The organism is Herbiconiux sp. SALV-R1 (assembly GCF_013113715.1).
GTDB lineage: Bacteria > Actinomycetota > Actinomycetes > Actinomycetales > Microbacteriaceae > Herbiconiux.
Genome location: NZ_CP053344.1, coordinates 2,717,872 through 2,744,341, shown reverse-complemented (window position 1 = coordinate 2,744,341; position 26,470 = coordinate 2,717,872). Strand labels below are relative to the sequence as shown.

General features: G+C 69.9%; 24 protein-coding genes. 15 read left to right on the top strand and 9 right to left on the bottom strand.

The window, feature by feature from the left end; genetic code table 11:
- Positions 1 to 18 precede the first annotated feature (18 nt).
- The 7 genes from HL652_RS13200 to HL652_RS13170 all read left to right on the top strand — a co-directional run bounded on the left by HL652_RS13200 (position 19) and on the right by HL652_RS13170 (position 8,457).
- A complete protein-coding gene (locus tag HL652_RS13200) occupies positions 19 to 1,095 on the top strand; it encodes a BMP family lipoprotein (protein ID WP_171705749.1) in 1,077 nt (358 codons plus the stop codon).
- Between the two features lie 173 nt (positions 1,096 to 1,268).
- Positions 1,269 to 2,351, top strand: coding sequence for a BMP family lipoprotein (locus HL652_RS13195; RefSeq protein WP_171705748.1), 1,083 nt, complete (start codon positions 1,269 to 1,271; stop codon positions 2,349 to 2,351).
- A gap of 107 nt (positions 2,352 to 2,458) precedes the next feature.
- Entirely contained in the window at positions 2,459 to 3,988 is a 1,530-nt protein-coding gene (locus tag HL652_RS13190; RefSeq protein WP_171705747.1) for an ABC transporter ATP-binding protein, read from the top strand.
- 38 nt (positions 3,989 to 4,026) lie between these two features.
- The gene (locus HL652_RS13185) at positions 4,027 to 5,280 is read left to right on the top strand and encodes an ABC transporter permease (protein ID WP_253743884.1); all 1,254 of its coding nucleotides are present in this window, start codon (positions 4,027 to 4,029) and stop codon (positions 5,278 to 5,280) included.
- Complete coding sequence (locus HL652_RS13180) at positions 5,277 to 6,620, top strand: ABC transporter permease (protein WP_171705746.1); 1,344 nt, start codon at positions 5,277 to 5,279, stop codon at positions 6,618 to 6,620. The genes HL652_RS13185 and HL652_RS13180 overlap by 4 nt, the downstream gene beginning before the upstream one ends.
- A gap of 21 nt (positions 6,621 to 6,641) precedes the next feature.
- Entirely contained in the window at positions 6,642 to 7,073 is a 432-nt protein-coding gene (locus tag HL652_RS13175; protein WP_171707339.1) for a cytidine deaminase, read from the top strand.
- A gap of 91 nt (positions 7,074 to 7,164) precedes the next feature.
- Positions 7,165 to 8,457, top strand: coding sequence for a thymidine phosphorylase (locus tag HL652_RS13170; protein ID WP_171705745.1), 1,293 nt, complete (start codon positions 7,165 to 7,167; stop codon positions 8,455 to 8,457).
- Positions 8,458 to 8,539: 82 nt separating this feature from the next.
- On the opposite strand, the gene HL652_RS13165 is transcribed toward HL652_RS13170, so the two are convergent.
- Positions 8,540 to 9,517: a hypothetical protein gene (locus HL652_RS13165; protein ID WP_171705744.1), complete on the bottom strand. Its 978-nt coding sequence runs from the start codon at positions 9,515 to 9,517 to the stop codon at positions 8,540 to 8,542.
- Between the two features lie 167 nt (positions 9,518 to 9,684).
- On the opposite strand from HL652_RS13165, the gene HL652_RS13160 reads away from it, so the two are divergent.
- On the top strand, positions 9,685 to 10,206 hold the full coding sequence (locus HL652_RS13160) for a DinB family protein (RefSeq protein ID WP_171705743.1): 522 nt from the start codon (positions 9,685 to 9,687) through the stop codon (positions 10,204 to 10,206).
- Positions 10,207 to 10,285: 79 nt separating this feature from the next.
- Here HL652_RS13160 and uriH read toward each other — a convergent pair whose 3' ends face one another.
- Positions 10,286 to 11,236 carry a uridine-preferring nucleoside hydrolase UriH gene (gene uriH, locus HL652_RS13155; protein ID WP_171705742.1) on the bottom strand — a complete coding sequence of 317 codons (951 nt, stop codon included), beginning with the start codon at positions 11,234 to 11,236 and terminating at the stop codon, positions 10,286 to 10,288.
- Positions 11,237 to 11,284: 48 nt separating this feature from the next.
- Between uriH and HL652_RS13150 the strand changes: the two genes are divergently transcribed.
- Both HL652_RS13150 and HL652_RS13145 read left to right on the top strand, forming a co-directional pair.
- Positions 11,285 to 12,481: an adenosylhomocysteinase gene (locus tag HL652_RS13150; protein ID WP_171705741.1), complete on the top strand. Its 1,197-nt coding sequence runs from the start codon at positions 11,285 to 11,287 to the stop codon at positions 12,479 to 12,481.
- Between the two features lie 6 nt (positions 12,482 to 12,487).
- The gene (locus tag HL652_RS13145) at positions 12,488 to 13,198 is read left to right on the top strand and encodes an IclR family transcriptional regulator (protein ID WP_171705740.1); all 711 of its coding nucleotides are present in this window, start codon (positions 12,488 to 12,490) and stop codon (positions 13,196 to 13,198) included.
- A 394-nt stretch (positions 13,199 to 13,592) separates the two neighbouring features.
- Here HL652_RS13145 and HL652_RS13140 read toward each other — a convergent pair whose 3' ends face one another.
- Complete coding sequence (locus HL652_RS13140; protein WP_171705739.1) at positions 13,593 to 14,777, bottom strand: hypothetical protein; 1,185 nt, start codon at positions 14,775 to 14,777, stop codon at positions 13,593 to 13,595.
- An 87-nt stretch (positions 14,778 to 14,864) separates the two neighbouring features.
- Between HL652_RS13140 and HL652_RS13135 the strand changes: the two genes are divergently transcribed.
- Entirely contained in the window at positions 14,865 to 15,992 is a 1,128-nt protein-coding gene (locus HL652_RS13135) for an adenosine deaminase (protein WP_171705738.1), read from the top strand.
- A 67-nt stretch (positions 15,993 to 16,059) separates the two neighbouring features.
- On the opposite strand, the gene HL652_RS13130 is transcribed toward HL652_RS13135, so the two are convergent.
- From HL652_RS13130 to HL652_RS13120, 3 genes are all read right to left on the bottom strand, one after another.
- Positions 16,060 to 16,446, bottom strand: coding sequence for a VOC family protein (locus tag HL652_RS13130; protein ID WP_171705737.1), 387 nt, complete (start codon positions 16,444 to 16,446; stop codon positions 16,060 to 16,062).
- 61 nt (positions 16,447 to 16,507) lie between these two features.
- On the bottom strand, positions 16,508 to 17,308 hold the full coding sequence (locus HL652_RS13125) for an ABC transporter permease (protein ID WP_171705736.1): 801 nt from the start codon (positions 17,306 to 17,308) through the stop codon (positions 16,508 to 16,510).
- The gene (locus HL652_RS13120) at positions 17,305 to 18,495 is read right to left on the bottom strand and encodes an ABC transporter ATP-binding protein (protein WP_171705735.1); all 1,191 of its coding nucleotides are present in this window, start codon (positions 18,493 to 18,495) and stop codon (positions 17,305 to 17,307) included. Before HL652_RS13120 ends, HL652_RS13125 begins: the two co-directional genes overlap by 4 nt.
- A 61-nt stretch (positions 18,496 to 18,556) precedes the next feature.
- On the opposite strand from HL652_RS13120, the gene HL652_RS13115 reads away from it, so the two are divergent.
- The 3 genes from HL652_RS13115 to HL652_RS13105 are packed head-to-tail and all read left to right on the top strand — an operon-like array spanning position 18,557 to position 20,351.
- Positions 18,557 to 19,582, top strand: coding sequence for a helix-turn-helix transcriptional regulator (locus HL652_RS13115; RefSeq protein WP_171705734.1), 1,026 nt, complete (start codon positions 18,557 to 18,559; stop codon positions 19,580 to 19,582).
- A 15-nt stretch (positions 19,583 to 19,597) separates the two neighbouring features.
- On the top strand, positions 19,598 to 20,074 hold the full coding sequence (locus HL652_RS13110; RefSeq protein ID WP_171705733.1) for a PTS sugar transporter subunit IIA: 477 nt from the start codon (positions 19,598 to 19,600) through the stop codon (positions 20,072 to 20,074).
- A gap of 4 nt (positions 20,075 to 20,078) precedes the next feature.
- Positions 20,079 to 20,351, top strand: a complete 273-nt coding sequence (locus HL652_RS13105; protein ID WP_171705732.1) for a PTS sugar transporter subunit IIB — start codon at positions 20,079 to 20,081, stop codon at positions 20,349 to 20,351.
- 151 nt (positions 20,352 to 20,502) lie between these two features.
- On the opposite strand, the gene poxB is transcribed toward HL652_RS13105, so the two are convergent.
- The 3 genes from poxB to HL652_RS13090 form a co-directional block, all read right to left on the bottom strand.
- Positions 20,503 to 22,236 carry a ubiquinone-dependent pyruvate dehydrogenase gene (gene poxB, locus HL652_RS13100; protein ID WP_216603892.1) on the bottom strand — a complete coding sequence of 578 codons (1,734 nt, stop codon included), beginning with the start codon at positions 22,234 to 22,236 and terminating at the stop codon, positions 20,503 to 20,505.
- An 89-nt stretch (positions 22,237 to 22,325) separates the two neighbouring features.
- Positions 22,326 to 24,107 carry a phospho-sugar mutase gene (locus HL652_RS13095; RefSeq protein ID WP_253743257.1) on the bottom strand — a complete coding sequence of 594 codons (1,782 nt, stop codon included), beginning with the start codon at positions 24,105 to 24,107 and terminating at the stop codon, positions 22,326 to 22,328.
- A complete protein-coding gene (locus HL652_RS13090; RefSeq protein WP_171705730.1) occupies positions 24,104 to 24,937 on the bottom strand; it encodes a purine-nucleoside phosphorylase in 834 nt (277 codons plus the stop codon). Before HL652_RS13090 ends, HL652_RS13095 begins: the two co-directional genes overlap by 4 nt.
- A gap of 64 nt (positions 24,938 to 25,001) precedes the next feature.
- Between HL652_RS13090 and HL652_RS13085 the strand changes: the two genes are divergently transcribed.
- Positions 25,002 to 26,441, top strand: a complete 1,440-nt coding sequence (locus HL652_RS13085) for an NAD(P)H-quinone dehydrogenase (protein ID WP_171705729.1) — start codon at positions 25,002 to 25,004, stop codon at positions 26,439 to 26,441.
- The last annotated feature ends 29 nt before the right edge of the window (positions 26,442 to 26,470 follow it).

Sequence of the window (26,470 nt, the reverse complement as noted above, 5' to 3'; positions counted from 1 at the left end):
TCGCCCTAGACTCGTCGCATGACGCTCTCGCCTCGACGAACCCGACTGCTCGGCGGCCTTGTCGCCGGTACCGTGGCCCTCGCCCTCGCGGGCTGTGCCGACGCCCCCACGAACACCGGGGAGCCGACCGGCGCGGCGAGCGACTACTGCGCCCGGATGGTGACGAACTCCGGCGGCCTCGAAGACCGCTCGTTCAACCAGTCGAGCTGGGAGGGTCTCGAGCGCGCTCAAGACGAGTTCGGCATCGACGCGCAGGTGCTCGTCTCGACCGCGGAGACCGACCTCGCGCCGAACGTCACCCAGGCCGTCGACAGCGGCTGCGGCTTCGTGCTCACGGTCGGCTACGAGCTCGCCGACGCCACCACCGAGGAGGCGGCGTCGCACCCCGACGTGCACTTCGCCATCGTCGACGAGACGGTGACCGCGCCGAACGTCAAGCCGATCCTGTTCGACACCGCGCAGGCGTCGTACCTCGCCGGCTACCTCGCGGCGGGCACCTCGAAGACGGGAACGGTCGCCACCTTCGGCGGCGGCAACCAGCCTCCCGTCACCCTGTTCATGGACGGCTTCGTCGACGGTGTCGCCGCCTACAACGCCGCGCACGGCACCTCGGTGCGCGCCCTGGGGTGGGACAAGGCCGCGCAAGACGGCGTGTTCACGGGCGACTTCGAAGACATCAACAAGGGCAAGACCGTGACCCAGGGCTTCATCGACCAGGGTGCCGACGTCATCCTCCCCGTCGCGGGTCAGGTCGGCGAGGGGGCGGCGGCCGCGGCCCTCGAGGCCGGGAACGTGTCGCTCATCTGGGTCGACAACGACGGCTACGAGACGCTCCCCGCCCAGTACCGACCGATCGTGCTGACCAGCGTGATGAAGAACACCGGCGACGCAGTCGTCGAGATCGTCGGCGACGACATCGACGGCAGCTTCAGCTCCGACCCGTTCGTGGGCACGCTCGAGAACGGGGGAGTGGCGCTCGCACCCTTCCACGACCTCGCCTCCTCGGTGAGCGCCGAGCTCTCCGCCGAGCTCGACGCCCTCACCGCGAAGATCGAGTCGGGCGAGATCGTCGTGGAGTCGCCGTCAGCCCCCTGACCTGCTGTTTCATCGCCGGCCGGTGGACATTTCGTGGAGATTACGGCGTGGTCGCGGCTTTGTAACGCTTGCGACCCGAAGACGGATGTCCCCTGTCCTGGGGCGTCATATTTAGTAACGTTGCTCGCACACAGCCCCTGCGAACCTTGCAGGGCGGCATCTTGGAGGACAACTTGAGCATCACACTGCGCCGCGCGGGTCTCGCCGGCTTCGCCACCCTCGGGGTGGCCGCTCTTCTGGCCGGTTGCGCATCCGCTCCGTCGGACACCGCATCCACCAGCTCGGGCGAGGCATCCAGCGACTTCATCCCCTGCATGGTCTCCGACTCGGGCGGTTTCGACGACAAGTCGTTCAACCAGGCCGGTTACGAGGGCCTCGTCGAGGCCGCTGACGCCCTCGGCGTCGACCCGGTGACCGTCGAGAGCTCGGCCGACACCGACTTCGGCCCGAACATCGACCAGCTGGTCGCCGGCAACTGCAACCTCATCATCTCCGTCGGCTTCCTCCTCGCCGACGCCACCAAGGCCGCCGCCGAGGCGAACCCCGACGTCGAGTTCTCCATCATCGACGACTCGTCGATCGAGGCCGACAACGTCAAGCCCATCGTGTTCGACACCGCCCAGGCCGCGTTCCTCGCGGGCTACACCGCGGCGAGCTACTCCAAGAGCGGCACCGTCGGCACCTTCGGCGGCATGCAGATCCCGTCGGTCACCATCTTCATGGACGGCTTCGTCGACGGCGTGAACTACTACAACCAGCAGAAGGGCACCTCCGTCAAGGCCATCGGCTGGGACGTCGCGGGCCAGACCGGTGTCTTCACGGGTGGCTTCGCCGCCGGTGTCGAGGCCAAGACCGCCGCGCAGGGTCTGATCGACCAGGGCGCCGACGTCATCCTCCCCGTCGGTGGACCGATCTTCCTCTCCGCCGGTGAGGCCATCCGCGACTCCGGCAAGGAGATCGCGCTGATCGGTGTCGACTCCGACAACTACGAGACCGCCACCGACCTGAAAGACCTCTTCCTCACCTCGGTGATGAAGGGCGTCAAGGCCGGCGTGGTCGACGTGGTCGACTCGGCCGCCGCGGGCAACTTCGACGCCACCCCGTTCGTGGGCACCCTCGAGAACGACGGCGTCGGCATCGCTCCGTTCCACGACTTCGAGAGCAAGGTCTCGCCCGACCTGCAGGGTGAGCTCGACACCATCAAGGCCGGCATCATCGACGGCACCATCAAGGTCGAGTCGCCCTCGACCCCGTAACACCCTGCGTTCCACGGAACGCTCACGGTCGGGGGGACCAGCGCAGCTGGTTCCTCCGGCCTCTTTCACTTAATGGACTCCCTCGTGGAATAGGTAGATTGAAGGCTATGAAGCTCGAACTCAGGGGCATCACGAAGCGATTCGGTGCCCTCACCGCCAACGATCACATCGACCTCACCGTCGAGCCCGGTGAGATCCACTGCCTGCTCGGCGAGAACGGCGCAGGCAAGTCCACCCTCATGAACGTGCTCTACGGCCTGTACCAGGCCGACGAGGGCGAGATCGTGCTCGACGACGTGGTCCAGCACTTCTCCGGCCCCGGCGACGCCATGGCCGCCGGCATCGGCATGGTGCACCAGCACTTCATGCTCATCCCGGTGTTCACGGTCGCCGAGAACGTGATGCTCGGCCACGAGCAGACCGGCTTCGCCGGCCGGCTCGACCTCGCGGCGGCCCGCAAGCGGGTGCGCGAGATCAGCGACAGATTCGGTTTCGACGTCGATCCGGATGCGCTGGTCGACGATCTGCCCGTCGGCGTGCAGCAGCGGGTCGAGATCATCAAGGCCCTCTCGCGCGACGCACGCGTGCTCGTGTTCGACGAGCCCACCGCGGTGCTCACCCCGCAGGAGACCGACGAACTGATGCAGATCATGCGTCAGCTCAAGGAGTCGGGCACCTCGATCGTGTTCATCACCCACAAGCTGCGCGAGGTCCGCGAGGTCGCCGACCGCATCACCGTCATCCGGCTCGGCAAGGTGGTCGGCGAGGCGTCGCCGACCGCGACCAATGCCGAGCTCGCCTCGCTCATGGTGGGCCGCGCGGTGGAGCTCACCGTGCACAAGGAGCCCGCGCATCCGGGTGCCCCCGCCCTCGTCGTGTCGAACCTCTCGGTCATCGACCCGCGCGGTCAGCTCGTCGTGAACGACGTGTCGTTCGACGTGAAGGCCGGCGAGATCGTCGCCATAGCGGGAGTGCAGGGCAACGGGCAGACCGAGCTCACCGAGGCGCTCATGGGCCTGCAGCCGCGCGTGACGGGCGAGATCACGCTCGACGGCAAGTCGCTGCGCGGCCTCTCGGTGCGGAAGGTGCTCGACGCCGGCGTCGGCTTCGTTCCCGAAGACCGCAAGGAAGACGGGCTGGTCGGCGAGTTCACCATCGCCGAGAACCTCATGCTCGACCGCTCCGACGGGGCACCGTTCGTGAAGGGCGGCGGCCTGCAGCTGTCGTTCCTGCGCGGCTTCGCCGAGGAGAAGTCGAAGGAGTTCGACGTGCGCTCGCAGGGCATCGAGACGCCCGTGGGCCGCCTCTCCGGCGGAAACCAGCAGAAGGTCGTGCTCGCCCGCGAGCTCTCCCGCGAGCTGCGACTGTTCATGGCAGCCCAGCCCACCCGCGGCATCGACGTGGGCTCCATCGAGTTCGTGCACAAGCGCATCGTCGCCACCCGCGACGAGGGCGTTCCCGTGATCGTGGTCTCGACCGAGCTCGACGAGGTCGTCGCGCTCGCCGACCGCATCGCGGTGATGTACCGGGGCACCATCGTCGGCATCGTGCCGGGCGACACCCCGCGCGACGTGCTCGGCCTCATGATGGCGGGCGAAGTGCCCGCCGGCATCGACCTGGAAGGAACGGCCGCGTGAGCGACACCACCACCACGCCCGCCTCGAACCCGGGCGCGGTGCAGCCCTCCGCGCAGCCGGGGGTCGAGCCGCCGTCGCGCTGGCGCCAGACCTTCAACGAGATCATCGGCGGCTCGGTGATGATCTCGATCCTCGCCGTGGTGCTCGCCATGGTGGCGGGCGGCATCCTCATCGCGCTCACCGACGAGAACGTGCAGAAGGCCTCGGCGTACTTCTTCGCACGCCCCGGCGACACCTTCGCCGAGATCTGGAAGGCCGTCTCCGGCGCCTACGTCGCCCTCTTCCAGGGTGCCGTGATCAACCCGAACCGGCCCGACTTCGTGCAGCAGATCAAGCCGATCACCGAGACGCTCACCTTCGCCACGCCGCTCATCGCGGCCGGCCTCGGTGTCGGGCTCGCGTTCCGGGTCGGCATGTTCAACATCGGTGGTCGCGGTCAGATGCTCATCGCCGCCGCCTGCGCGGGATGGGTGGGCTTCACCCTGCACCTGCCGTGGGGCCTGCACATGGTTCTCGCCGTCATCGCCGGCCTCGTCGGAGGTGGAATCTGGGGCGGCATCGCAGGCTTCCTCAAGGCACGAACGGGAGCGCACGAGGTGATCGTCACGATCATGCTCAACTACGTCGCGTTCTACCTGGTGTCGTTCCTCCTGCGCACCCCCGTGCTGCAGGCGCCGGGGTCGAACAACCCGAAGTCGCCGCCCATCGATTCGACGGCGGTCTTCCCCGACCTGCTCGGGCCGCAGTTCAACCTGCACTTCGGCTTCATCCTTGTGATCCTTGCCACGGTGTTCGTCTGGTGGCTGCTCAACCGCTCCTCGCTCGGCTTCAAGTTCCGCGCCGTCGGCATCAACCCGAACGCTGCTCGCGTCGCCGGCATCAACGTGAAGAACATGTACGTGTACGCGATGGTCATCTCGGGTGCGTTGGTCGGTCTCGCCGGCGTCTCGCAGGTGCTCGGCACCGTCACGACGGGCTTCAGCTCGGGCATCGACGCCGGCATCGGCTTCGACGCCATCACGGTGGCGCTCCTCGGGCGCTCGAAGCCGTGGGGCATCTTCATCGCCGGCATCCTGTTCGGTGCGTTCAAGGCCGGAGGCTTCGCCATGCAGGCCTCGCAGGGCATCCCGATCGACATCGTGCTCGTGGTGCAGTCGCTCATCGTGCTGTTCATCGCGGCTCCGCCGCTCATCCGCACCGTGTTCCGGTTGCCCGACCCGTCGAAGCCGAAGAAGCCGAAGGCCCCCAAAATGCCTGTCGTGGCTGCGAACCGTGAGGCGGTGGCGAAATGAGCGACTCCGGCATCGGCAACGTGGCATCGAGCAACCTCGCGCCCACCGGCGGGCTTCCCCCCACCGAGCACAACCACCCGGATGCGACCGGCGAGGCGCTCGCGACCGTCACCGTGAAGAGCTGGAAGGCTCCCATCGCCTTCGGCATCTTCGCGATCGGCGCCATCATCCTGTTCATCGCCTTCGGGCGCGACGGCGAGTCGACGTTCCGGCTGTCGACCGACTCCGACCTCATCCAGCTCCCCGAGGTCGTGCTGCCCACCCGGGCCACCGGCATCGTCATCTCGATCGTGCTCGTGCTGCTCGCGGCGCTCTCGGCGTGGCTCGTGTGGAGCGGGCGCAAGGTGCGGCTGTGGCTCATCGCGGTGTTCGCGGTGCTGTTCCTCGTCGCCTTCCTCACCTGGGCGTCGGCGGGGCAGACCATCCCGGTTCCCGGTCTCCTCATCGGAACGGTGTCGCTCTCGGTGCCGCTCATCTTCGGTGCCATGGGCGGCGTCATCTCCGAGCGCGTCGGCGTGGTGAACGTCGCCATCGAGGGTCAGCTGCTCGCCGGCGCCTTCGCCTCGGCGGTCATCGCCTCGGTGACGGGCAACCCGTTCGTGGGGCTCATCGGCGCCGTGGTCGCGGGAACGCTCGTGTCGTACGTGCTCGCCGCGTTCTCGATCAAGTACCTGGTCGACCAGGTGATCGTCGGCGTTGTGCTCAACGTGCTCGTCACCGGCCTCACCTCCTTCCTCTACTCGAAGGTGCTGACGGCCGACCCCGAGGTGCTCAACTCGCCCACCCGGTTCGACCGCATCCCCATCCCGCTGCTGTCGGAGATCCCGATCATCGGGCCCACCCTGTTCCGGCAGACGATCGTCGTGTACCTCATGTACATCGCGGTGGCCGTGGTGTTCTACGGGCTGTTCAAGACCAAGTGGGGTCTGCGGGTGCGGGCCGTGGGCGAGCATCCGCAAGCCGCCGACACCGTGGGCATCAAGGTGAACGCCACCCGGTTCTGGAACGTGGCGCTCGCAGGCGCCATCGCCGGCCTCGGCGGGGCGTACTTCACGCTCGGCTCGGTGGGTGCGTTCAACAAGGAGATGACGGCGGGTGCCGGTTACATCGCGCTCGCGGCGGTGATCTTCGGGCGGTGGGATCCCATCCGCGCCACCCTCGCCGCGTTGCTGTTCGGCTTCGCGTCGAACCTGCAGAACGTGCTCGGCATCATCGGCTCGCCGGTGCCGTCGGAGTTCATGCTCATGCTGCCGTACGTGGTGACGATCTTCGCCGTGGCGGGGCTCGTCGGTCGCGTGCGCGGGCCGGCTGCGGCCGGTCGACCGTACGTCGGGTCTTAGGAGGCCGTGGTGAGTTCTTCTATGGAGGCTGCGTCCGCATCCGGAGCCGTCGACTGGGACGCGTTGCGCGCGGTCGCGCTCGACGCGATGACGAAGGCGTACGTGCCGTACTCGAACTTCCCCGTGGGGGTTGCCGCGATCGTCGACGACGGGCGCGTGATCTCCGGGTGCAACGTCGAGAACGCGTCGTACGGGCTGACCCTGTGTGCCGAGTGCACCCTGGTGTCGACGCTCATGATGACGGGCGGCGGCAAGCTCGTCGCCTTCACCTGCGTCGACGGCAACGGCGGGGCGCTCATGCCGTGCGGGCGGTGTCGGCAGCTGCTGTTCGAGCACTCCGCCGAGGGGATGCTGCTGGAGACGGTGTCGGGGATCAAGACGATCGACGAGGTCATTCCCGATGCGTTCGGGCCGCGCACGCTCGTGGAGTACCGGGAGGGCGGGGGCTCGTAGGGGCTCCTGGCTGTCGCCGCCGCGCATCCGTCACCATCGTCGCTGCCGCATCCGGCACCGTCGTCGCTGAGAAGTAAGGAACCACCGCATCATGGCCACCGAGAAGTTCGACGTCGTCGACCTCATCCGCACCAAGCGCGACCACGGCACGCTCAGCACCGCCGAGATCGACTGGCTGATCGACGCCTACACGCGCGGCTACGTCGCCGACGAGCAGATGGCGGCGCTCGCGATGGCGATCGTGCTGAACGGCATGTCGCGCGACGAGATCCGTGACCTCACGCTCGCGATGATCGCATCGGGGGAGCGGATGGACTTCTCCGGCCTCGGCAAGCCGACCGTCGACAAGCACTCGACCGGCGGTGTGGGCGACAAGATCACCCTGCCGCTGATGCCTCTGGTCGCCGCCTTCGGCGTGGCGGTGCCCCAGCTCTCGGGCCGCGGGCTCGGGCACACGGGGGGCACGCTCGATAAGCTCGAGTCGATTCCGGGGTGGCGGGCGTCGCTCAGCAACGAGGAGATCTTCGCCCAGCTCGCCTCGGTGAACGGCGTCATCTGCGCCGCCGGTTCCGGGCTCGCCCCCGCCGACAAGAAGCTCTACGCGCTGCGCGACATCACCGGCACGGTCGAGGCCATCCCGCTCATCGCCTCGTCGATCATGTCGAAGAAGATCGCCGAGGGCACCGACTCGCTCGTGCTCGACGTGAAGTTCGGCTCCGGCGCGTTCATGCAGGACATCGACCTCTCGCGCGAGCTCGCCCGCACCATGGTCGACCTCGGCAACGACGCCGGCGTGCGCACCACGGCGCTGCTGACGAACATGAACACGCCGCTCGGGCTCGCGATCGGCAACGCCAACGAGGTGCGCGAGTCGGTCGAGGTGCTGCAGGGCGGCGGCCCCGCCGACGTGGTCGAACTGACGGTCGCGCTCGCCACCGAGATGCTGCGGCTCGCGGGGCAGCCCGACGCCGACGTCGCCGAGGCGCTGCGCGACGGGCGGGCCATGGACTCGTGGAACCGCGTCATCCGCGCGCAGGGCGGCGACCCCACCGCACCGCTGCCGGTGGCGCGCGAGACCGAGACGGTGCTCGCGCCGCGCTCGGGCGTGCTGCTGCGCCAAGACGCGCTCGCCTTCGGCATCGCCGCCTGGCGCCTCGGGGCCGGCCGCGCTCGCGCCCAAGACCCCGTGCAGCACGCCGCCGGCATCGACCTGCACGCCAAGCCCGGCGACCACGTCGTCGAGGGGCAGCCCCTCTTCACCCTCTCCGCCGACGACGCCTCCCGCTTCGCCCGCGCCCTCGACTCCCTCGAGGGCGCCTACGCCATCGGCGCCCCCACCGACTACGCGGGCGAAGCCCCCCTCGTCGCCGAGCGCATCGAGTAACCCGCGGGGCGCCCCCCACTTTCTTGCGGACATAGTCCGTCCGAAAGTGCTTTCCATCGGACTTTGTCCGCAAGAACGTCGCTCAGCGGGTCAGAGATCGGATGCGTTCGTCGATCTTGTCGCGGAGAGTGCGGAAGAGCGAGGCCGGTGACTCGAGGTCACCTGCAGTGACGCGCACCATCGACCATCCCAGGGCCTCCAGATGACGGATGCGCGTGACGTCCTTGCGCCATTGATGACGGTCGGTGCGGTGGTGATCGCCGTCGTACTCGATGCCGATGCGCAGGGCTGCATAGGCGAGATCGATGCGATGGATCGAGCCGCAGGTGCAGGGGATCTCCGGATTCACGTACGGCGCTGGGAGACCCGCGTCGACGATCATCATCCGCAGACGCGACTCTCGGGGTGACTCGGCGCGATCGCTCAGGCGCGGAAGAACCGCGCGAAGCGGACGGGCGCCCCAGCGGCGGCCATGCGCATCCACGGCGCGAGCGAGCTCGTCGCGGGTGGCGTACGGCTTGTCGTGAAAGATGATGCGGTCGCCGACCGCGACCAGCTCTACCTGATCGAGCACGGAGGCGAGATCGCACCAGGTGCGGGCCACCGTCGTGAGGCGAAGCCCGCCGAGTTCCTCGATGTCGATCGGGTCGAGCCGGTGGCAGTGACCGCGAATGTCTTTCGCATCGATCGGACGCTCACCCTCCGGCACAGTCACGTCGAGGGAGGAGAGGTTGCGGAGCGCGCGAGGCAACGGAAGTCCGTGCAGTTCGGCGGCTGTGATGTGACTGAAGACTGCGTGGTCGGGCATCCGCAAGGAGAAGGCTCGGCATCGCCCGGGTGTGGTCGATGGATCGTCGCTGGTCGCCGACTCCCCGTCGTTCTTCATGCGCACGCCCCAGAACGGAGCCGTGAGATCCCGCGCCCCTAAGCGCTTGCGGCTGACACCGTGCTCCCGTGCCTCGGCGACGGTGAATGGACGGTCGGGGAACTGCTGGGCGCCAAGCGACGGTGTCATGGGACGATCCTGCGCCTCGCAAGCACCCGGAAGTGAGTTATCCACAAGGTCGAATGTGGCGTGGTCAGGTTCTTGCGGACAAAGTCCGTCGGAAGTGACATTCGGTCGGACTTTGTCCGCAAGAAAGTGGAGGAGGGGAGGGTGGCAGGAAGTGAGGGGTGGGTGGCGGGAGTGGGGTGGAGGGGGAGGGGTGGGGGTTCTAGCGTGGGGGGATGGCGATTGTTCCTGATACCAAGAACTGGACGTGGGTGCTGGAGCGGGAGTGCCCGGAGTGCGGGTTCGACTCGTCGGCGACGGAGGCCTCCGCTGTGGCGGGGCTCATTCGCGAGAACGCTGCGGCGTGGCCGGCGGTGCTCGAGCGCGCGAGCGTGCGGGAGCGGCCCGATGACGCGACGTGGTCGGCGCTCGAGTACGGTGCGCACGTGCGGGATGTGTTCCGGGTGTCGCAGAAGCGATTCGGGCTGATGCTCGCGGAGATGGACCCGGAGTTCGCGGACTGGGATCAGGATGCGACGGCGGTCGAGGATCGCTACGCCGAGCAAGACCCTGCCGTCGTCGGGCGGCAGCTGCTCGACGAGGGGGAGGCGCTCGCCGCCCTGCTCGAGAGCGTGCCCGCGGATGCGTGGGAGCGTCGCGGGTTCCGCAGCGACGGATCCGCGTTCACCGTCGACACGCTCGCGCGATACGTCATCCACGACCCTGTGCACCACCTCCACGACGTGAAGGGCGACTGAGCGCCTCGACGGTGGCGCCCTGAACCCGCGAGGGAGCGAGCGTCGCAGCACCTGGCGGGGCGTCCGCCGCCGTGCCGGCTCAGGCGGCCGCGGGCTCGCCGATGCGTTCGAGGGCGTCGACGATGAGGGACCAGAACCGTTCGTGGTCGAGGTCGATCGCGACCTTGGTGGTGCAGTCGGCGGGGGCCGGGTTGCGGAAGTCGGCGACGGTCATGCCGAGGGTCAGCGTGCCCGCGAGTTCGACGTCGAGCGGAACGGCGCGCACGGTCATGACCGAAGGGTCGATGACCTGGGCCACCGCGCACGGGTCGTGCACCGGCGGATGCACGAAGCCCTGCGCCTCCTGGTAGCTGTGCGCGAAGAAGTCGAGCAGCTCGACCACGAACTGCGACGGGCCGGTACCGACGGCACGGATGCGCTCCACCACCTCCGGGGTCGCCAGCGCCTGATGCGTGAGGTCGAGCCCCACCATGGTGAGCGGCCACGACTCGTTGAACACGATGTGCGCGGCCTCGGGGTCGATGATGATGTTGAACTCGCTCGTCGCGCTCCAGTTGCCGACGTGGTAGCCGCCGCCCATGAGCACGACCTCTTTCACACGCGGCACGATGCGCGGCTCCTTGCGGGCGGCGAGTGCGATGTTCGTGAGGCCCCCGGTGGGCACCAGGGTGACGGTTCCCGGTTCATGTGCCATGACCGTCTCGATGATGAGGTCGACCGCGTGCCGCGGATCGAGCTCGAGCACGGGCTCGGGCAGCTCGGGGCCGTCGAGGCCCGACTCCCCGTGGATGTCGGGGGCCACCTCTACGCTGCGCACCAGCGGGCGTGAGCACCCGGCGGCGAACGGCACCCCCGTGATGCCGGCGACGCGGGCGACCGACAAGGCGTTGCGGGTGACCTTCTCGAGGGTCTGATTGCCCACCACGGTCGTGACGGCGAGCAGCTCGATCTCGGGGCTGCCGTGGGCGAGCAGGATCGCGATGGCGTCGTCGTGACCGGGGTCGCAGTCGAGGATGATCTTTCGGGGCATACCCAGAGCATATATGAAATCGATGTTCATCTGTGTATCATCATCGTCATGAGCACCGCCGCACCGACCGAGTCCGAATCCGCCGCCAGGGGCGCCGCCCGCGTGGAGTGGATCCGCTCCCGCATGCCCCTCCTCGCCCAGGCGCGCGCCGAGCTCGCCGTCAGCCGGCCCTTCGAGGGGCGCCGTATCGGCATGTCGCTGCACCTCGAACCGAAGACGGCGGTGCTGCTCGAGACCCTCGCCGCGGGTGGAGCCGAGGTCGTGGGCACCGGCAACCACGGCTCGACCCAAGACGACGTGGTCGACTACCTCACGCGGGAGGGCATGACGCTGTTCGGCCGCCGCGACGACAGCCTCGACGAGCATCACGCCAACGTCGCCCGGGTGCTCGACGCCCGCCCCGACATGCTGCTCGACAACGGCGGCGACCTGGCTGCCGGTGTGGTCGCGCGTAGGGTCACCGCGAGCATCCTGGGCGGCACCGAGGAGACCACCTCGGGCGGCGACCGACTGCGCGGCGAGCTCGCCGGGGCCGTGCCGTTCCCCATGGTCGTGATCAACGACAGCCTGCTCAAGGCGATCGGCGAGAACAAGCACGCCGTCGGTCAGTCGGTGGTGGAGAGCTTCATGCGCATCACCAACCTCATGGTGCCCGGCCGCCGCTTCGTCGTCTTCGGCTACGGCTGGTGCGGCCGCGGCGTCGCCCACTACCTCCGCGCGCTCGGCGGCAAGGTGGCCGTGGTCGAGGTCGACGAGCTGAAGGCCTTCGAAGCGGCCCTCGACGGATTCCGGGTGTCGAGCGGGGTCGACCTCGCCCCGTGGGGCGACGTCTTCATCACCGCGACCGGCCACCCCGGCGTGCTCACCCTGGAGATGATCGAACGGATGCGCGACGGCGCGGTTCTCGCCAACTGCGGGCACTTCCCCTGGGAGATCGACGTCGCGGGCCTGCGTGCTGCGGCCACCGGCAGCCGGGAGATCGTCGAGGCCATCGAGCGCATCGAGCTGCCCGACGGGCGGCACGTCATCCTCCTCGCCGGCGGGCGGATGTTCAACCTCGCCGGTCGCGAGCCGAAGGGCAACTCCCTCGAGTCGATGGACCTCGGTTTCCTGCTGCAGACGCTCTCGCTCGAGCGCGTAGCCACGGCCGCCGACTCGCTGACGCCGGGCGCCCAGCCGGTTCCCGACGACATCGACCGCACCATCGCTCGACGCATGCTCACCGCGATGAACGCGTCGGAGTAACGACGAATGCCCCCTGAGTACGCCGTTCCGGCCCTCGAGAAGGCCCTCGACATCATCGAGGTGCTCGCCGGCCGGGAGAGCGGCCTCAGCCAGCTCGAGATCGCCCAGGCGGTCGAACGCTCGCCGAGCCAGATCTTCAGGGTGCTGACCACCCTCGAACGCCGGGGCTACCTGGCGCGCGATCGGCAGACGGGCCTCTACTCGCTCTCGATGCGCCTGTTCGACCTCGTCCATCGCCAGGAGCCGACGCGCACCCTCGTGGCCGCCGCGGCCGGGCCGATGCGCCGGCTCGCCGATGCGGTGGGCCAGTCGTGCAACCTCAGCGTGGTCGACGTCGATCGGCTGCGCGTGGTGGCGCAGGCCGAGAGCCCTGCCGACTTCGGGTTCCGGGTGCGGGTGGGCGCCGAGTTCTCGCTCGTCTCAACGGCCACCGGGGCGGTGCTCAGCGCTTTCGGTGCGTACCCGGATGCTGCGCCCGAGGCGGTCGACTCCGTAGCTGCCGCGCGCATCCGCGAGCTCGGCTACCTCGAGCGGGCCGACCCCGTGCAGCCCTCGATCACCGACCTCGTCCTCCCGATCGTGAACCGCGACGGGCGGGCCCTCGCGGCGCTCACCGTGCCCTACGTGTCGACGAGCTACAGTGCGATCCCTCGCGAGCGCGTCGTCGACGCGGCCCGCGAGACCGCCGACGAGATCAGCGCCAACCTGGGCTTCTGAGGCCCCCCGGCGCGCTCCGCCCCGTGACAACTGCGCGCCGTGCCGCGACGATGGCGTGCTGTGCGGTGATCGTGCCGCCTTGCCGGGATTGTGTGCCGCGTGGTGATCGTGCCGCCTTGCCGGGGTTGCGTGCTGTGCGGTGATGGTGCCGCTTCGCGGGTTTTGTGTGCTGTGCGGTGATGGTGCCGCTTCGCGGGGATTGTGTGACGGGTGGTGATGGTGCCGCTTCGCGCAGGCTGCGCGCCGCGCGACGACGCACCGACGGGCGCGCGTCGATCGCGCGCCGCTACGCGATGATCGCGATGACTGCGATGACCGACGACCGCGCGCCGCGCCACCCGACCACCGCGCGCCGTGCCGCGCGGCACGCGCCGGCTCCAGCCAGCGGGGCGGGTCAGCGGCACTGGGCGGCGACGGCGATCTGGTCGTCGGTGGGGCGGCCGTAGGCCTCGATGCCGGAGCCGGGGAGGTCGAAGCCCTGGCTGATCGACCAGGCCGTCGCCCACATCTCGTCGTCTTGGCCGAACGCCGGGCCCGAGAACAGCGGCCAGCACGCGTCGCGGAACACCTGGGTGTGGCCCACCTCGTGTGCCACGAGAGCGCGCGGGTTCTCGTCGTAACCCCACTCTTCCTCGATGCCGTAGTTGAGGGTGATGATCGCCCAGCCGCCGTCGCTGTCCCAGGTCTGCGCCGTGCCCGAGAGCCAGCCCTCCCCGCGGCCGTTCACCTCGGGAGCCCAGACGAAGTCGAGGGTGATGCCGTTGCTGAGCGAGCGCGCATAGGCCTCGATCTCGCGGCGCGTGGCGAGGGCGGGGTCGTCGAGCTCGGCCTGCTCCGTCGCCTGCGAGTCGGCCAGCGCCTGGAGTCCGGCGTAGACCTGCGTGACGAGTGACGCATCGTGCCCGTCGGCCGAACTGCGGTCGCGAGCCTGCTCGATCAGGCGGGTGACGGCGACCTGGGTCGCCTTGGTGGAGAGCGGATGCTCGGCGATGCCGGTCTCCGCCCTCACCGCGAGAGACTCCCAGTAGGCGTCTTCGGCAGCGCGCAGCTCGTCGTCGAGGGTCGCTCCCTCCTCGGTGAGCGTCACGAGCTCGGAGCGGTCGGCCAGCACGGACTCGGCCTCACGGTCGAGCGCCTCGGCGTCGGCGAGCAGCTCCCACGGGGGCCGGTAGCCCTGCTCGACGGCGGGGGCGGCGGCTTCCGAGTCCGGTTCCGAAGCCGGGGCCGGGGCAGCTGTGGTCTCGTCGAGCGTCGCGACCAGTCCGGCCAACGTCGTCGCCTCGGGCGACCCGTCGTCGGTGAACTGGGGGAGCCCGACCACCTCGTCGAGTCGGGCCGCGACGCCGTCGAGGCTGCGCATCCGTGCCTGGTGGGCGGCGACCGCCTCGTCGTGCTCGGTGGTCGCGAACGCGGCACCGAACAGCGCGGCGTCGTGCCGGAGCCCGACGAGCGCCGTGAGTCCCCAGAACGCCAGCACGGCGACGAGCGCGCCGCCCGCGACGGACGCCACCACGGTGCCGAGCACGCGCCCGCGGCGTCGGGTGGGCGGCACGGGGTCGAGGTGCTCGGGCAGGGTCATCGGGGTCGCTCTCGTCGGCGGGGTGTTCGACAGATGTCACATGCTAACCCCCGGGACACGCCGATGCCGACACCCTAGGCTGGAGCCATGACTGCCGCATCAGAGGAACTCCTCGTCCCGGGCACGGGCATCAGCTTCACCTCCCTCCCCAAGGTCTCCCTCCACGACCACCTCGACGGGGGTCTCCGGTCGGGCACGATCATCGAGCTCGCCGACGCCATCGGCTTCGCGCTGCCCACCACCGATGCTACCGAGCTCGCCGAGTGGTTCGAAGACAGCGCCGACTCCGGCAACCTCCCGACCTATCTGGCGACCTTCGACGTGACCCTCGGCGTGATGCAGACCCAGGAGGGTCTCGTGCGGGTGGCGCGCGAGTTCGTGAACGACCTCGTCGCCGACGGCGTCATCTACGGCGAAGTGCGCTGGGCGCCCGAGCAGCACCTCACCCGCGGCCTCAGCCTCGACGAGGTCGTCGAAGCCGTGCAGGAGGGCATCGAGCTCGGCACCGACGACGCCCGTGCGGCAGGGCGCACCATCCGGGTGGGGCAGCTGGTGACCGCCATGCGCCACGCGAACCGGGGGCTCGAGATCGCCGAGCTCGCGGTGCGCCACCGTGACAACGGGGTGGTCGGCTTCGACATCGCGGGCGCCGAGCTGGGGTTCCCGCCGAAGAACCAGATCGCGGCGTTCGACTACCTTGCTCAGAACTACTTCCCGGTGACGGTGCACGCGGGGGAGGCCGACGGGCTGGAGAGCATCCGCGGTGCTCTCTTCGACGGTCGAGCGCTGCGGCTCGGGCACGGTGTGCGCATCGCCGAGGACATCGAGATCGAGCGCCAGGACGACGACAACACCTACGTGTCGCTGGGGCTGCTCGCCGAGTGGGTGAAAGACCGCGAGATCACGCTCGAGCTGTCGCCCTCGTCGAACCTGCAGACCGGTGCCATCGCGGAGTGGGGTGAGGACATCACCGACCACCCCTTCGACCTGCTCTACCAGCTCGGCTTCCAGGTGACGGTGAACCCCGACAACCGGCTCATGAGCAACACGACCGTGAGCCGCGAGCTCGCGCTGCTCACCGACGCCTTCGGGTACGACCTGAGCGACCTCGAGGTGTTCCAGCTGAACGCCGCCGCGGCGACCTTCCTCCCGGTCGAAGACCGTGAAGACCTCGCCGACGCCATCTCCGACGGCTTCGAGGACGCCGGCCTCTGACGCGGCACTGAGCAACGGGCGGCGTGCGATGCCGCACGGCACGCCGCCCGCCGCCCGCCGCCCGGCCTTAACTCTGGGTCGCGTAGTCGGGCAGCTCCTGGAGAGCCCACTTGTTGCCGTCAGGGTCGCTGAAGTACACGAACAGGCCCCAGCCCTCGTCAACGACCTCACTGCACTCGACGCCGTTCTCGCGGAGGTGCGTGTACGCGTCGGCGGCGCTCGGCACCACGATCTGCACGGCGTTGAGGCTCCCGGGCTCCATCGTGGAGACGCCCTTGCCGATGGCGATGGAGCACGCCGAGCCGGGCGGGGTGAGCTGTACGAAGCGGATGTCGTCGTTCGGCGTGGCGTCGTGGTCGCAGACGAAGCCGAGCTGGTCGACGTAGAACGCCTTCGCCCGGTCGATGTCGGTGACGGGGAACGCGATGAGCTCGATCTTCCAGTTGTCAATCATGATGTGGTCCTTTCTGAGGGTGTTGCGGTTCTGAGGGTGCTGAGTGGAGGTGGCGCGCAGCTCAGCGCGCCACGCGGATGGTGCGGATGCCGACCGCCAGCCCGATGCCGGCCAGCACGACTGCCGCGGCGAACCCGCCGAACACCGCGGGAGAACCGAGGTCTCCCGCGAACAGCGCGCGTTCGGCCGAGACGACGTAGCTGACCGGGTTGAAGGCCGCGGCCACCTTCATCCACTCGGGTCCGCCCTCGAGGGGCAGCAACATGCCCGACAGGATCATGAGCGGGAACAGGGTCGCCTGCTGCACCGCCCAGAACATCCAGTCGCGGGAGCGGCTCGCCAGGGCGAGCGCGTAGCTGAGCGACCCGAAGCCGAGGCCGAAGAGCCCGAGCAGCACCAAGCCGACGAGCATGCCCAGCGGGTTCACCGAGAACCCGAACGGCACGCTGACGAGTGCGATGACACCCGCCTGCACGACGATGGGCGCCATCTCCTTGAGGGCGCGGCCGATGAGCAGCGACGAGCGCCGCAGCGGTGCCACGAGGGTGCGCTCGTGAGAGCCCGTCTGCATCTCGAACAACAGGTTCGCGCCGGTGGTGCCGGTGCCGAACAGGGCGATCATGACGAGGATGCCCGGAACGAACCACTGCAGCGTGGCAGCAGCAGGCTCACCCGAACTCGCTACGAGGAGCGGCCCGAACAGCCCGAGGAACACCAGCGGCTGCAGCAGGCTGAACACCAGCGAGAACGGGTCGCGCACCACGGGTCGGAGCTCGCGCACGAAGACGTTGCCCACGTCGCGGGCGAACGAGGTGGGCCGGGCCGTGGGAAGGGCGGCCGTGGGGGAGAGGGCGGTGGTCACAGGGAGATCCTTTCGTCGTGCGGCTGCGGGGCGCCAGAGGTGGAGTCCGAGTTGGGGAGAGCCGTCTCGGGAGCGGTGGTTGTGGAGGAGTCGCTGTCGCGCAGCGAACGCCCGGTGAGCGCGAGGAAGACGTCGTCGAGGGTGGGCTGCCGGAGGGTGAGTGCCGTGACCCGGAGACCGTGCTGATCGAGGCGGCGCACGAGCTCGGGAGCGACACGGTCGCCGCCGTCGACGACGAATTCGAACCAGTCATCCGAGCCGCTCGCCGCCGCCAGCGCCCGCTCGCCCACCACGGGGCCGGCCGCCCCCAGCGTGAGCTCCCGCAACGCCGCCGAGCCAGAACCCACCCCGCCAGAGCCCGCCCCCGCCGAACCCACCGAGCCCGACCCCGCCCTCGCCGAGCCCAACCCCGCCGAGCCGGAACCCGACCCCGCCCCCTCCACCCGCACCCGCAGCACATCCCCCGCCAGCTCCGCCTTGAGCGTCGCCGCGTCGGCGTCGGCGATCACCCTCCCCTGGTCCATCACCAGCACCCGCTCGGCGTACTGGTCGGCCTCCTCGAGGTAGTGGGTGGTGACGAACACCGTGGTGCCGTGCTGCTCGCGCAGCTCCCGGATGTGCTCCCACAGGTTCGCCCGGCTCTGCGGGTCGAGCCCGGTGGAGGGCTCGTCGAGGAACAGCAGGGCGGGCGAGTGGATGAGGCCGAGCGCGATGTCGAGCCTCCGCTTCTGACCGCCCGACAGCCCCGATACAGGCCGCTTGGCGAGCGGTGCCAGGTCGAGCGACTCGAGCAGACTGTCGGCCCGACGGGCGGCCTCGCGCGAGGGCAGACCGTAGAACGCGCCCTGTGAGAGCAGCTCGTCGCGCACCCGCTGGTTGTGCCCGCCGCTCGTGCCCTGGCCGATGTAGCCGATGCGTCGCCGCACGGCCGCGGGCTCGGTGGCGATGTCGTGCCCGGCCACCCTCGCCCGGCCGCTGGTGGGAGGAAGGAGTGTGGTGAGCATCCGGAGACTGGTCGACTTGCCCGCCCCGTTCGGGCCGAGGAAGGCGACGAGCTCGCTCTGGGCCACGTCGAGGTCGAGCCCCGTGACGGCGTCGACGGGGGTGCGTTTCACCAGGAAGCGCTTCGTGAGGGCGCGGGCCGAGATGACCGCGTCGGGGGAGAGGTCGGTGTCGTGTGAGGTCATGCCCCCACGGTAGGAACCCATCAGGTCAGTTCTTGTCCTGAATACGAAGCAGAATAGGAACATGGCCGAAACCACCTCGCGCATCCTGTCGCTGCTCAATCTGCTGCAGACGCACCGGCAATGGCGCGGTGGCGAGCTCGCCGATCGGCTCGGGGTGACCGAGCGCACACTGCGCCGCGACATCGAGCGGCTTCGCGAGCTCGGCTACCAGGTCGACGCGACCAGGGGTGTCGCGGGCGGCTACCGGCTCGAGGCGGGGTCGCAGCTGCCGCCGCTGCTGCTCACCGACGAGGAGGCCGTGACCCTTGCCATCGCCCTGCGCGTCGCCGCCACCGGGGGTCTCGCCGACGCCGAGAACACCACTCTCACCGCGCTCGCGAAGCTCGAACAGGTGCTGCCGAGCGCTTTGCGCCGCCGGGTGAACGCGCTCAGCTCGGTGCAGCCGCAACGCCCGGGTGAGGGCGCTCCGACCTCGCGCCGACCCGGGCCCGACCCGGTCTCGCACGACCTCATCGGGCAGTTGGCGCTCGCCTGCCGCGACCGGGAGCGCATCCGCTTCCACTACGTGGCCGCCGACGGCACCGAGAGCGACCGGCTGGTCGAGCCGCAGAACCTCGTGCCCACCCCGCGCACCTGGTTCCTCGTCTGCTGGGACGTGCAGCGCGACGCCTGGCGCACCTTCCGCGTCGATCGCATGTCGAAGCTGTTCGCCACCCGGGTCTCGTTCCCCGAGCGGATGCTCCCCGCTGCCGACGCCGCCCAGTTCGTGAGAGAGGCGCACGCGGCGCTGCGGCGCAAGGTCGTCGCCGGGGTGCACTTCGCGATCGGTGTCGACGAGCTCAAGCAGCGGTTCGACGGGTACGCCGACGACGCGGAAGCGGGCCCTGACGGGGCGGCGGTGTCGAGCGTCTGGCCGATCCACGGCGACACGGCGGCCCAGTTGCTGAGCTGGCTCGCCTGGATTCCCGACGAGCTCGACTACCGCATCGAGGCCGCGCCCGAGGTGCTCGGCGCTCTGCGCGAGGCGGGCCTGCGCATCCAGAAGGCATCCGCAGCGAACTCCCCGCTTTCGGTCGGGCGGGGCTGAGATACTCTCCAGATCATGGCTTCCTCGATCGAACCCCTGCACGATCTCTCCGATCACGCCATCGCCCTCCACCGCACCGTCGCGGACTGGCGGGGAGCGGTGCTCGCGGCGGCCGAGGCGCTCCAGGCCGACGGGCGCTGCGAGGAAGGCTACGGCGAGCGGATGATCGCGCTGGTCGAGGAGTACGGCCCCTACATCGTCATCGCACCCGGGCTCGCCCTGGCGCACGCGCGGCCGGGGCCCGACGTACTGTCGGCGGGTCTGGCACTCGTGACCCTCGACGAGCCGGTCGCTTTCGGGCACGCGCACAACGACCCGGTGTCGGTGGTGATCGGGCTCGCCGCCACCGAGGCCGACCAGCACGTCGCCTCGGTCGCGGCGCTCGCGAACGTGTTCAACGACGAGTCGGTGGTGCCGGCGCTCGCCGCTGCCGAGACGCCCACCGAGGTGCGGCGGCTGCTCGGCGCGACGGCCGGCGCTGAACTATCCTGAGCCGATGAAGATCGTGGCGCTCTGCGGAGCAGGAATCGGCACCTCGGAGATCTTGCGGGTGAACGCCGTGCGCGCCCTCGACCGGCTCGGCATCGATGCCGACGTCACCGCCTCCGACGTGGCGGGGATCGCCGTGGCGGCGGCCGACGCCCAGGTCATCCTGACCTCGCCCGAACTCGTCGGCTCCATCGGCCGCACCAACGCCGACATCGTCGTCATCACCAACTACTTCGACCAGACCGAGATCGAGTCCAAACTCGACGAAGCCCTCGGGTAGCGCCCGGCGCCTCGCGCCAAGCGCCCGCTACCGCCCGGTAGCGCGTTCGAAAGCGCAAACGTCGCGTCATCCGGGCTCGTAGGGGGCTCGGATGCCGCGACGTTTGCGCTTTCGAACAGCTCTCCGTGCGGAGATCCCGGGCGGGCCCGCTCTACCGCAGCACCCGCCGCACCACGTTCGTCTCCGCGAGGTCGACGAGCTCCTTCGCGTTGCCGGAGAGCACGGTGCGGATGGCGTAGAGCGCGAAGCCCTTGGCCTGCTGCGCCGTGACGGTGGGTGGGATGGAGAGCTCCTGCCGCGCGGTCACCACGTCGACGAGCGCGGGCCCGTCGTGGGCGAAGGCGGCGCGGAGCGCGCCCTCGAGGTCGCCGGGCCTCTCGACGCGCGCGCCGTGGATGCCGAGCGCGTTCGCCACGTCGGCGAAGTTCGGGTTGTCGAGGCCGGTGCCGAAGTTCACGATGCCGGCCGCCTTCATCTCGAGTTCGACGAAGTTGAGCGAGGAGTTGTTGAACACGACGATCTTCACCGGCAGCCCGTTCTGGCGCAGGGTGAGCAGCTCGCCGAAGAGCATGGCGAGTCCGCCGTCGCCCGAGAGCGCCACCACCTGCCGTTCGGGGAAGGCCGACTGCGCGCCGATGGCGTGCGGCACCGCGTTGGCCATGGTGCCGTGGCTGAACGAGCCGATGAGCCGGCGCGACCCGTTCATCTTCAGATAGCGGGCGGCCCAGACGACCGGTGAACCCACATCCGGAATGAACACCGCGTCGTCGGTCGCCAGCTCGCTCACCAGCCGCGCGACGTACTGCGGGTGGATCGGCGTGCGGTCGCGGTCGTCGTCGGCGAGGTCGTCGAGCTCCTTGCGCGCCTTGGCGTAGTGGCTGAGGGCCGCGTCGAGGTGCCTGCTGCTCTTCGTCTCCTCGAGCAGCGGCAGCAGCGCGTCGATCGTGTCGCCCACATCGCCGACCAGCGCCAGGTCGATGGGGGTGCGGCGGCCGATCTGCTCGCCGCGCAGGTCGAGCTGGATGATCGTCGCCTTCGACGGGAAGAACTGCGGGTAGGGGAAGTCGGTGCCGAGCATGAGCAGCGTGTCGCAGCTCTCCATCGCCTTGTAGCCGGATGCGAAACCCAGCAACCCGGTCATGCCCACGTCGTAGGGGTTGTCGTACTCGAGGAACTCCTTGCCGCGGAGCGCATGCACGATGGGCGCCTTCAGCCGCTCGGCCAGCGCGACCACCTTGTCGTGCGCTCCCTCGGTGCCGGCGCCGCCGAGGATGGTGACCTTCTTCGAGCCGTTCAGCAGCTCGGCGGCCTTCGCCAGCTCGGAGTCGACCGGCCTCACGATGCTGCGGGTGGCGCGGATGGGCGCCGACTTCTCGCGCCCCACCTCGACTTTCAGGAAGATCTCGCCCGGGATGACCACGACCGCGACACCCCGCCGCTCGATCGCCGTGCGCATCGCGATCTCGAGCACCCGCGGCAGCTGCTCGGGCACGCTCACCAGCTCGGTGTAGACGCTGCACTCGCGGAACAGCTCCTGCGGGTGCGTCTCCTGGAAGTAGGTGGTGCCGATCTCGGTCGCCGGGATCTGCGCGGCGATGGCGAGCACGGGCACGCGACTGCGGTTCGCGTCGAACAGGCCGTTGATGAGGTGCAGGTTGCCCGGTCCGCAGCTGCCCGCGCACACCGCGAGCTCACCGGTGAGCGCGGCCTCGGCCGCCGCCGCGAACGCCGCCGCCTCCTCGTGCCGCACGTGCGACCACTCCACCGTGCCCGCGCGCCGGATGGCGTCGGTGAAGCCGTTCAGCGAGTCGCCGGGAAGGCCGTAGACCCTCTTCACCCCGGCGTCGTCGAGGATGTCGACGATGGTGTCTGCGATCGTGGTCATCAAGGCTCCGTCTCGTGGTGTCGGTCGTCGACAGTGCGTCGGGTTCACCCTCGACGTTACGCCCGGCGAGCGGGCGCAGGGTGGCCCTCTCAGGAGATACGGTCGCGCATCCCGCCCTCGAGCCTCGCCAGTCGCTCCACGACGGCATCGCGGCGCTCGAACAGCGAGCCCTCCGCGCTCCACGCGTCGAGGTAGATCTTGAGCTTCGGCTCGGTGCCACTCGGCCGCACCATCACCCGGGCGCCGGGCAGCAGCATCCGCAGCACGTCACTCGGCGGCACGTCGCCCTCGCCGCGGCTGAGGTCGTCGATGCGGTCGACTCGGATGCCGCCGATCTCGGCGGGCGGATCGTCGCGCAGCCGTTGCATGACCCGCCCGATCTGGTCGAGGTCGGTGACCCGCAGCGAGATCTGCGCCGAGCCGTAGTGGCCGAAGCGCTCGGCGAACTCGTCGAGCCGGTCGGCGACGGTGCGGCCCGAGGCGGCGAGTTCACGCGCAAGATCGAGCAGTGCGACGGCTGCCGAGATGCCGTCTTTGTCACGCACGGTCTCGGGGTTGACGAGGTACCCGAGCGCCTCCTCGTAGCCGAAGACGAGACCGGATGCACGGGAGACCCACTTGAACCCGGTGAGCGTCTCGGCGAAGTCGAGACCGTAGGCCCGCGCGACGGCGCCGAGCCCGGGGGAGGAGACGATGGAGCAGGCGAGGGTCCCGCGGGCGCCCGCACCAGCCCCAGCCGCGGCCGCCCACCGCTCCGCCGCCCGCCACCCGAGCAGCTGCCCCACCTCGTTGCCCGTGAGGGCGCGGAAGCCCTCGGTGCGCGAGGCGTCGGGAACGGCGATGGCGAGCCGGTCGGCGTCGGGGTCGTTCGCCACGATGAGGTCGGCGCCGACGGCGCGCGCCGTCTCGAAGGCGAGGTCGAGGGTACCGGGCTCCTCGGGGTTGGGGAACGCGACGGTGGGGAACGCCGGATCGGGCTCGATCTGGGCGGTCACGAGCTCGGGCTGCGCGAAGCCCGCGGCGTCGAGCACGCGCGAGAAGGTCTCCCAGCCGACGCCGTGCATCGCCGTGTAGACGACCTTGGGGCCGGGGGCGGCGCCTGCGGTCGCAGGGCGCGCATCCGTGTTCCCCGCCGGCGACACCGAGGCGCTCGCGACCGCCGCGGTGGCCGCCACGTACCGGTCGATCACGTCCTCTCCGGCGATCTCGTAGGCCTCGGAGCGCGGAAGCGCGCTCACGTCGCCCGTCTCGGCGACGCGCAGGATGTGTGCGGCGATCTCCGCGTCGGCCGGCGGCACGATCTGCGAGCCGTCGTCGGCGCCGCCGAGGTACACCTTGTAGCCGTTGTCGCGCGGAGGGTTGTGCGAGGCGGTCACCATCACGCCCGCCGAGACGGCGAGATCGCGCACCGCGAACGCCACGAGGGGCGTCGGCAGCAGTCGCGGCAGCAGCACGGCGCGCACGCCGGCGCCCGCCATGATCTCGGCGGTGTCGGTGGCGAACACCCGCGAGTTCTTGCGACCGTCGTAGCCGATGACGATCGACGGGGCGGTTCCCGGATGCGCGCGCTCGAGCAGATAGGCCGCGAGGCCGGCGGCCGCCTGCCCCACGAGCACACGGTTCATGCGGTTCGGGCCGGCGGCGAGCTCGCCGCGCAGCCCCGCCGTGCCGAACTCCAGCCGGGAGCCGAAGCGCGAGCGCAGCTCGTCGGCGGCCCCGGGAAGGCTCGACCCCACCCCGCGCAGCAGCCCGGAGAGCTCGGCGCGGGTCTCGGGGTCGGGGTCTTGGGCGAGCCAGGCCGCGGCCTGCTCGACGAGCAGCTCCACGTCGTTCGGGTCGTCGCCCCGGTCGTCGACCTCGCCGGTACTCACAGCGTCGCGACCACCCGCGCGAGGAGGTCGCCGATGGCGGCCTCGGCGTTCTTGCCCGCCTCGATGACCTCGGCGTGGCTGAGCGGGGTCTTCTGGATGCCGGCGGCGAGGTTCGTGATGAGCGAGAAGCCGATGATCTCCATGCCCGCCTGGCGCGCGGCGATCGCCTCGAGCGCCGTCGACATGCCGACGATGTGCCCGCCGATGGCCTTGGCCATCTGCACCTCGGCCGGGGTCTCGTACTGCGGGCCGCGGAACTGCACGTAGACGCCGTCGTCGAGGGACGGGTCGACGGTGCGGGCGAGCTCACGCAGGCGGCTGGAGTACAGGTCGGTGAGGTCGATGAAGGTCGCGCCCTCGAGCGGGGAGTCGAAGGTGAGGTTGATGTGGTCGCTGATGAGCACGGGGGTGCCGGGCTTCCAGTGCTCCTTGATGCCTCCGGCACCGTTCGTGAGCACCATGACCTTCGCGCCGGTGGCGGCCGCGGTGCGCACCGAGTGCACCACCCGGCGCACGCCGTGGCCCTCGTAGTAGTGGGTGCGGGCGCCGATGACGAGCGCGTGCTTGCCGTTCGGCAGCCGGATGGAGCGGAGCGACCCGACGTGGCCGGGCACCGCGGGCTCGCTGAAGCCGACCACCTCGGAGGCGGGGATAGTGGCGACGGTCTCGCCGATGAGGTCGGCTGCCTTGCGCCAGCCGCTGCCGAGCGTGAGGGCGATGTCGTGACGGGGAACGCCGCTGAGTTCGGCGATGCGCGCTGCCGCGTCGCGGGCGACCTCGAAGGGGTCGGAGTCGGGCAGGTCGAGCGGATTCGAGGTCGGTGAGGACATTCATCCACTCTATTCACTCGCCCGTGGTTTGGCGGGCTCTCTCCGACCGGGAAGAATGTGGTGCATGGCCTATGAGTTCGAGCGCAAGCAGCGAGTCGCCGTCGTCGGGGGAGGGCCGGGAGGCTACGAGGCAGCGCTCGCGGGCGCGCAGCTCGGGGCCGAGGTCACCCTCATCGAGCAGTCGGGGGTCGGCGGCTCCGCGGTGATCACCGATGTGGTGCCGTCGAAGACGCTCATCGCGGTGGCCGAGGCCACCAACGGCATCGGTGAGGCCGCCGACCTCGGTGTGCAGTTCTTCTCCCGCAGCGAGAAGAACGGGCGGCCCGTGCGACCCGAGGTCGCCGTGAACCTGGCCCAGGTCAACAAGCGTCTGCTCGGGCTCGCCCGGCAGCAGTCGGAAGACATGCGGGCGAACCTCATCCGGGCCGGCGTCACAGTGCTCACCGGTCACGGGCGGCTCGACGGGCCCGACGCGGTGATCGTCTCGACCGGTGCGGGCGAGGGCGGCACCGACTTCGAGCACATCGACGCCGACACCATCGTCATCTCCGTGGGGGCCAGCCCCCGCATCCTGTCGTCGGCGGTGCCCGATGGGGAGCGCATCTTCACCTGGACGCAGCTCTACAACCTCACCGCCGTTCCCGAGCACCTCATCGTGGTGGGATCGGGTGTGACGGGTGCGGAGTTCGCCTCGGCCTACACGGCGCTCGGGTCGAAGGTGACGCTCATCTCCTCGCGCGACCAGGTGCTGCCGGGCGAAGACGCGGATGCGGCTGCCGTGATCGAGAACGTGTTCAAGCGCAACGGCATGACGGTGCTCTCGAAGTCGCGCGCCGACTCGGTGGAGCGCACCGCCGACGGGGTGGTCGCGACGCTCTCCGACGGCACGAAGGTGGAGGGGTCGCACTGTCTGATGGCGGTCGGCTCGATTCCGAACACCAAGGGGATGGGGCTCGAGGAGGCCGGCGTGCAGCTGACCGAGTCGGGGCACATCAGGGTGAACCGGGTGGCCCGCACCAGTGCGCCGAACATCTACGCCGCGGGCGACTGCACGAGCTTCCTGCCGCTCGCCTCGGTGGCCTCGATGCAGGGGCGCACCGCGCTGTTCCACGCCATGGGCGACGCGGTGAACCCGATCGAGCTGCGCAACGTGGCCTCGAACATCTTCACCCAGCCGCAGATCGCGACGGTGGGATGGACGCAGCGCCAGATCGAGGAGGGCATCGCCCAGGGCGACATCTACAAGCTGCCGCTGTCGTCGAACCCGCGCGCGAAGATGATGGGTATCAAGGACGGCTTCGTGAAGCTGTTCGCGCGCACGGGGTCGGGCACCGTCATCGGGGGCGTCGTGGTGGCGCCGAACGCGTCGGAGCTGATCTTCCCGATCGCGCTCGCGGTGGAGCACCGCATGACGGTCGACCAGGTGTCGCGGGCGTTCACCGTGTACCCGTCGCTGTCGGGGTCGATCTCCGACGCGGCGCGGGCGATGCACATCGTTCTGTAGGCGGGTCTGGCGGGTGCCTCACGGCTCAC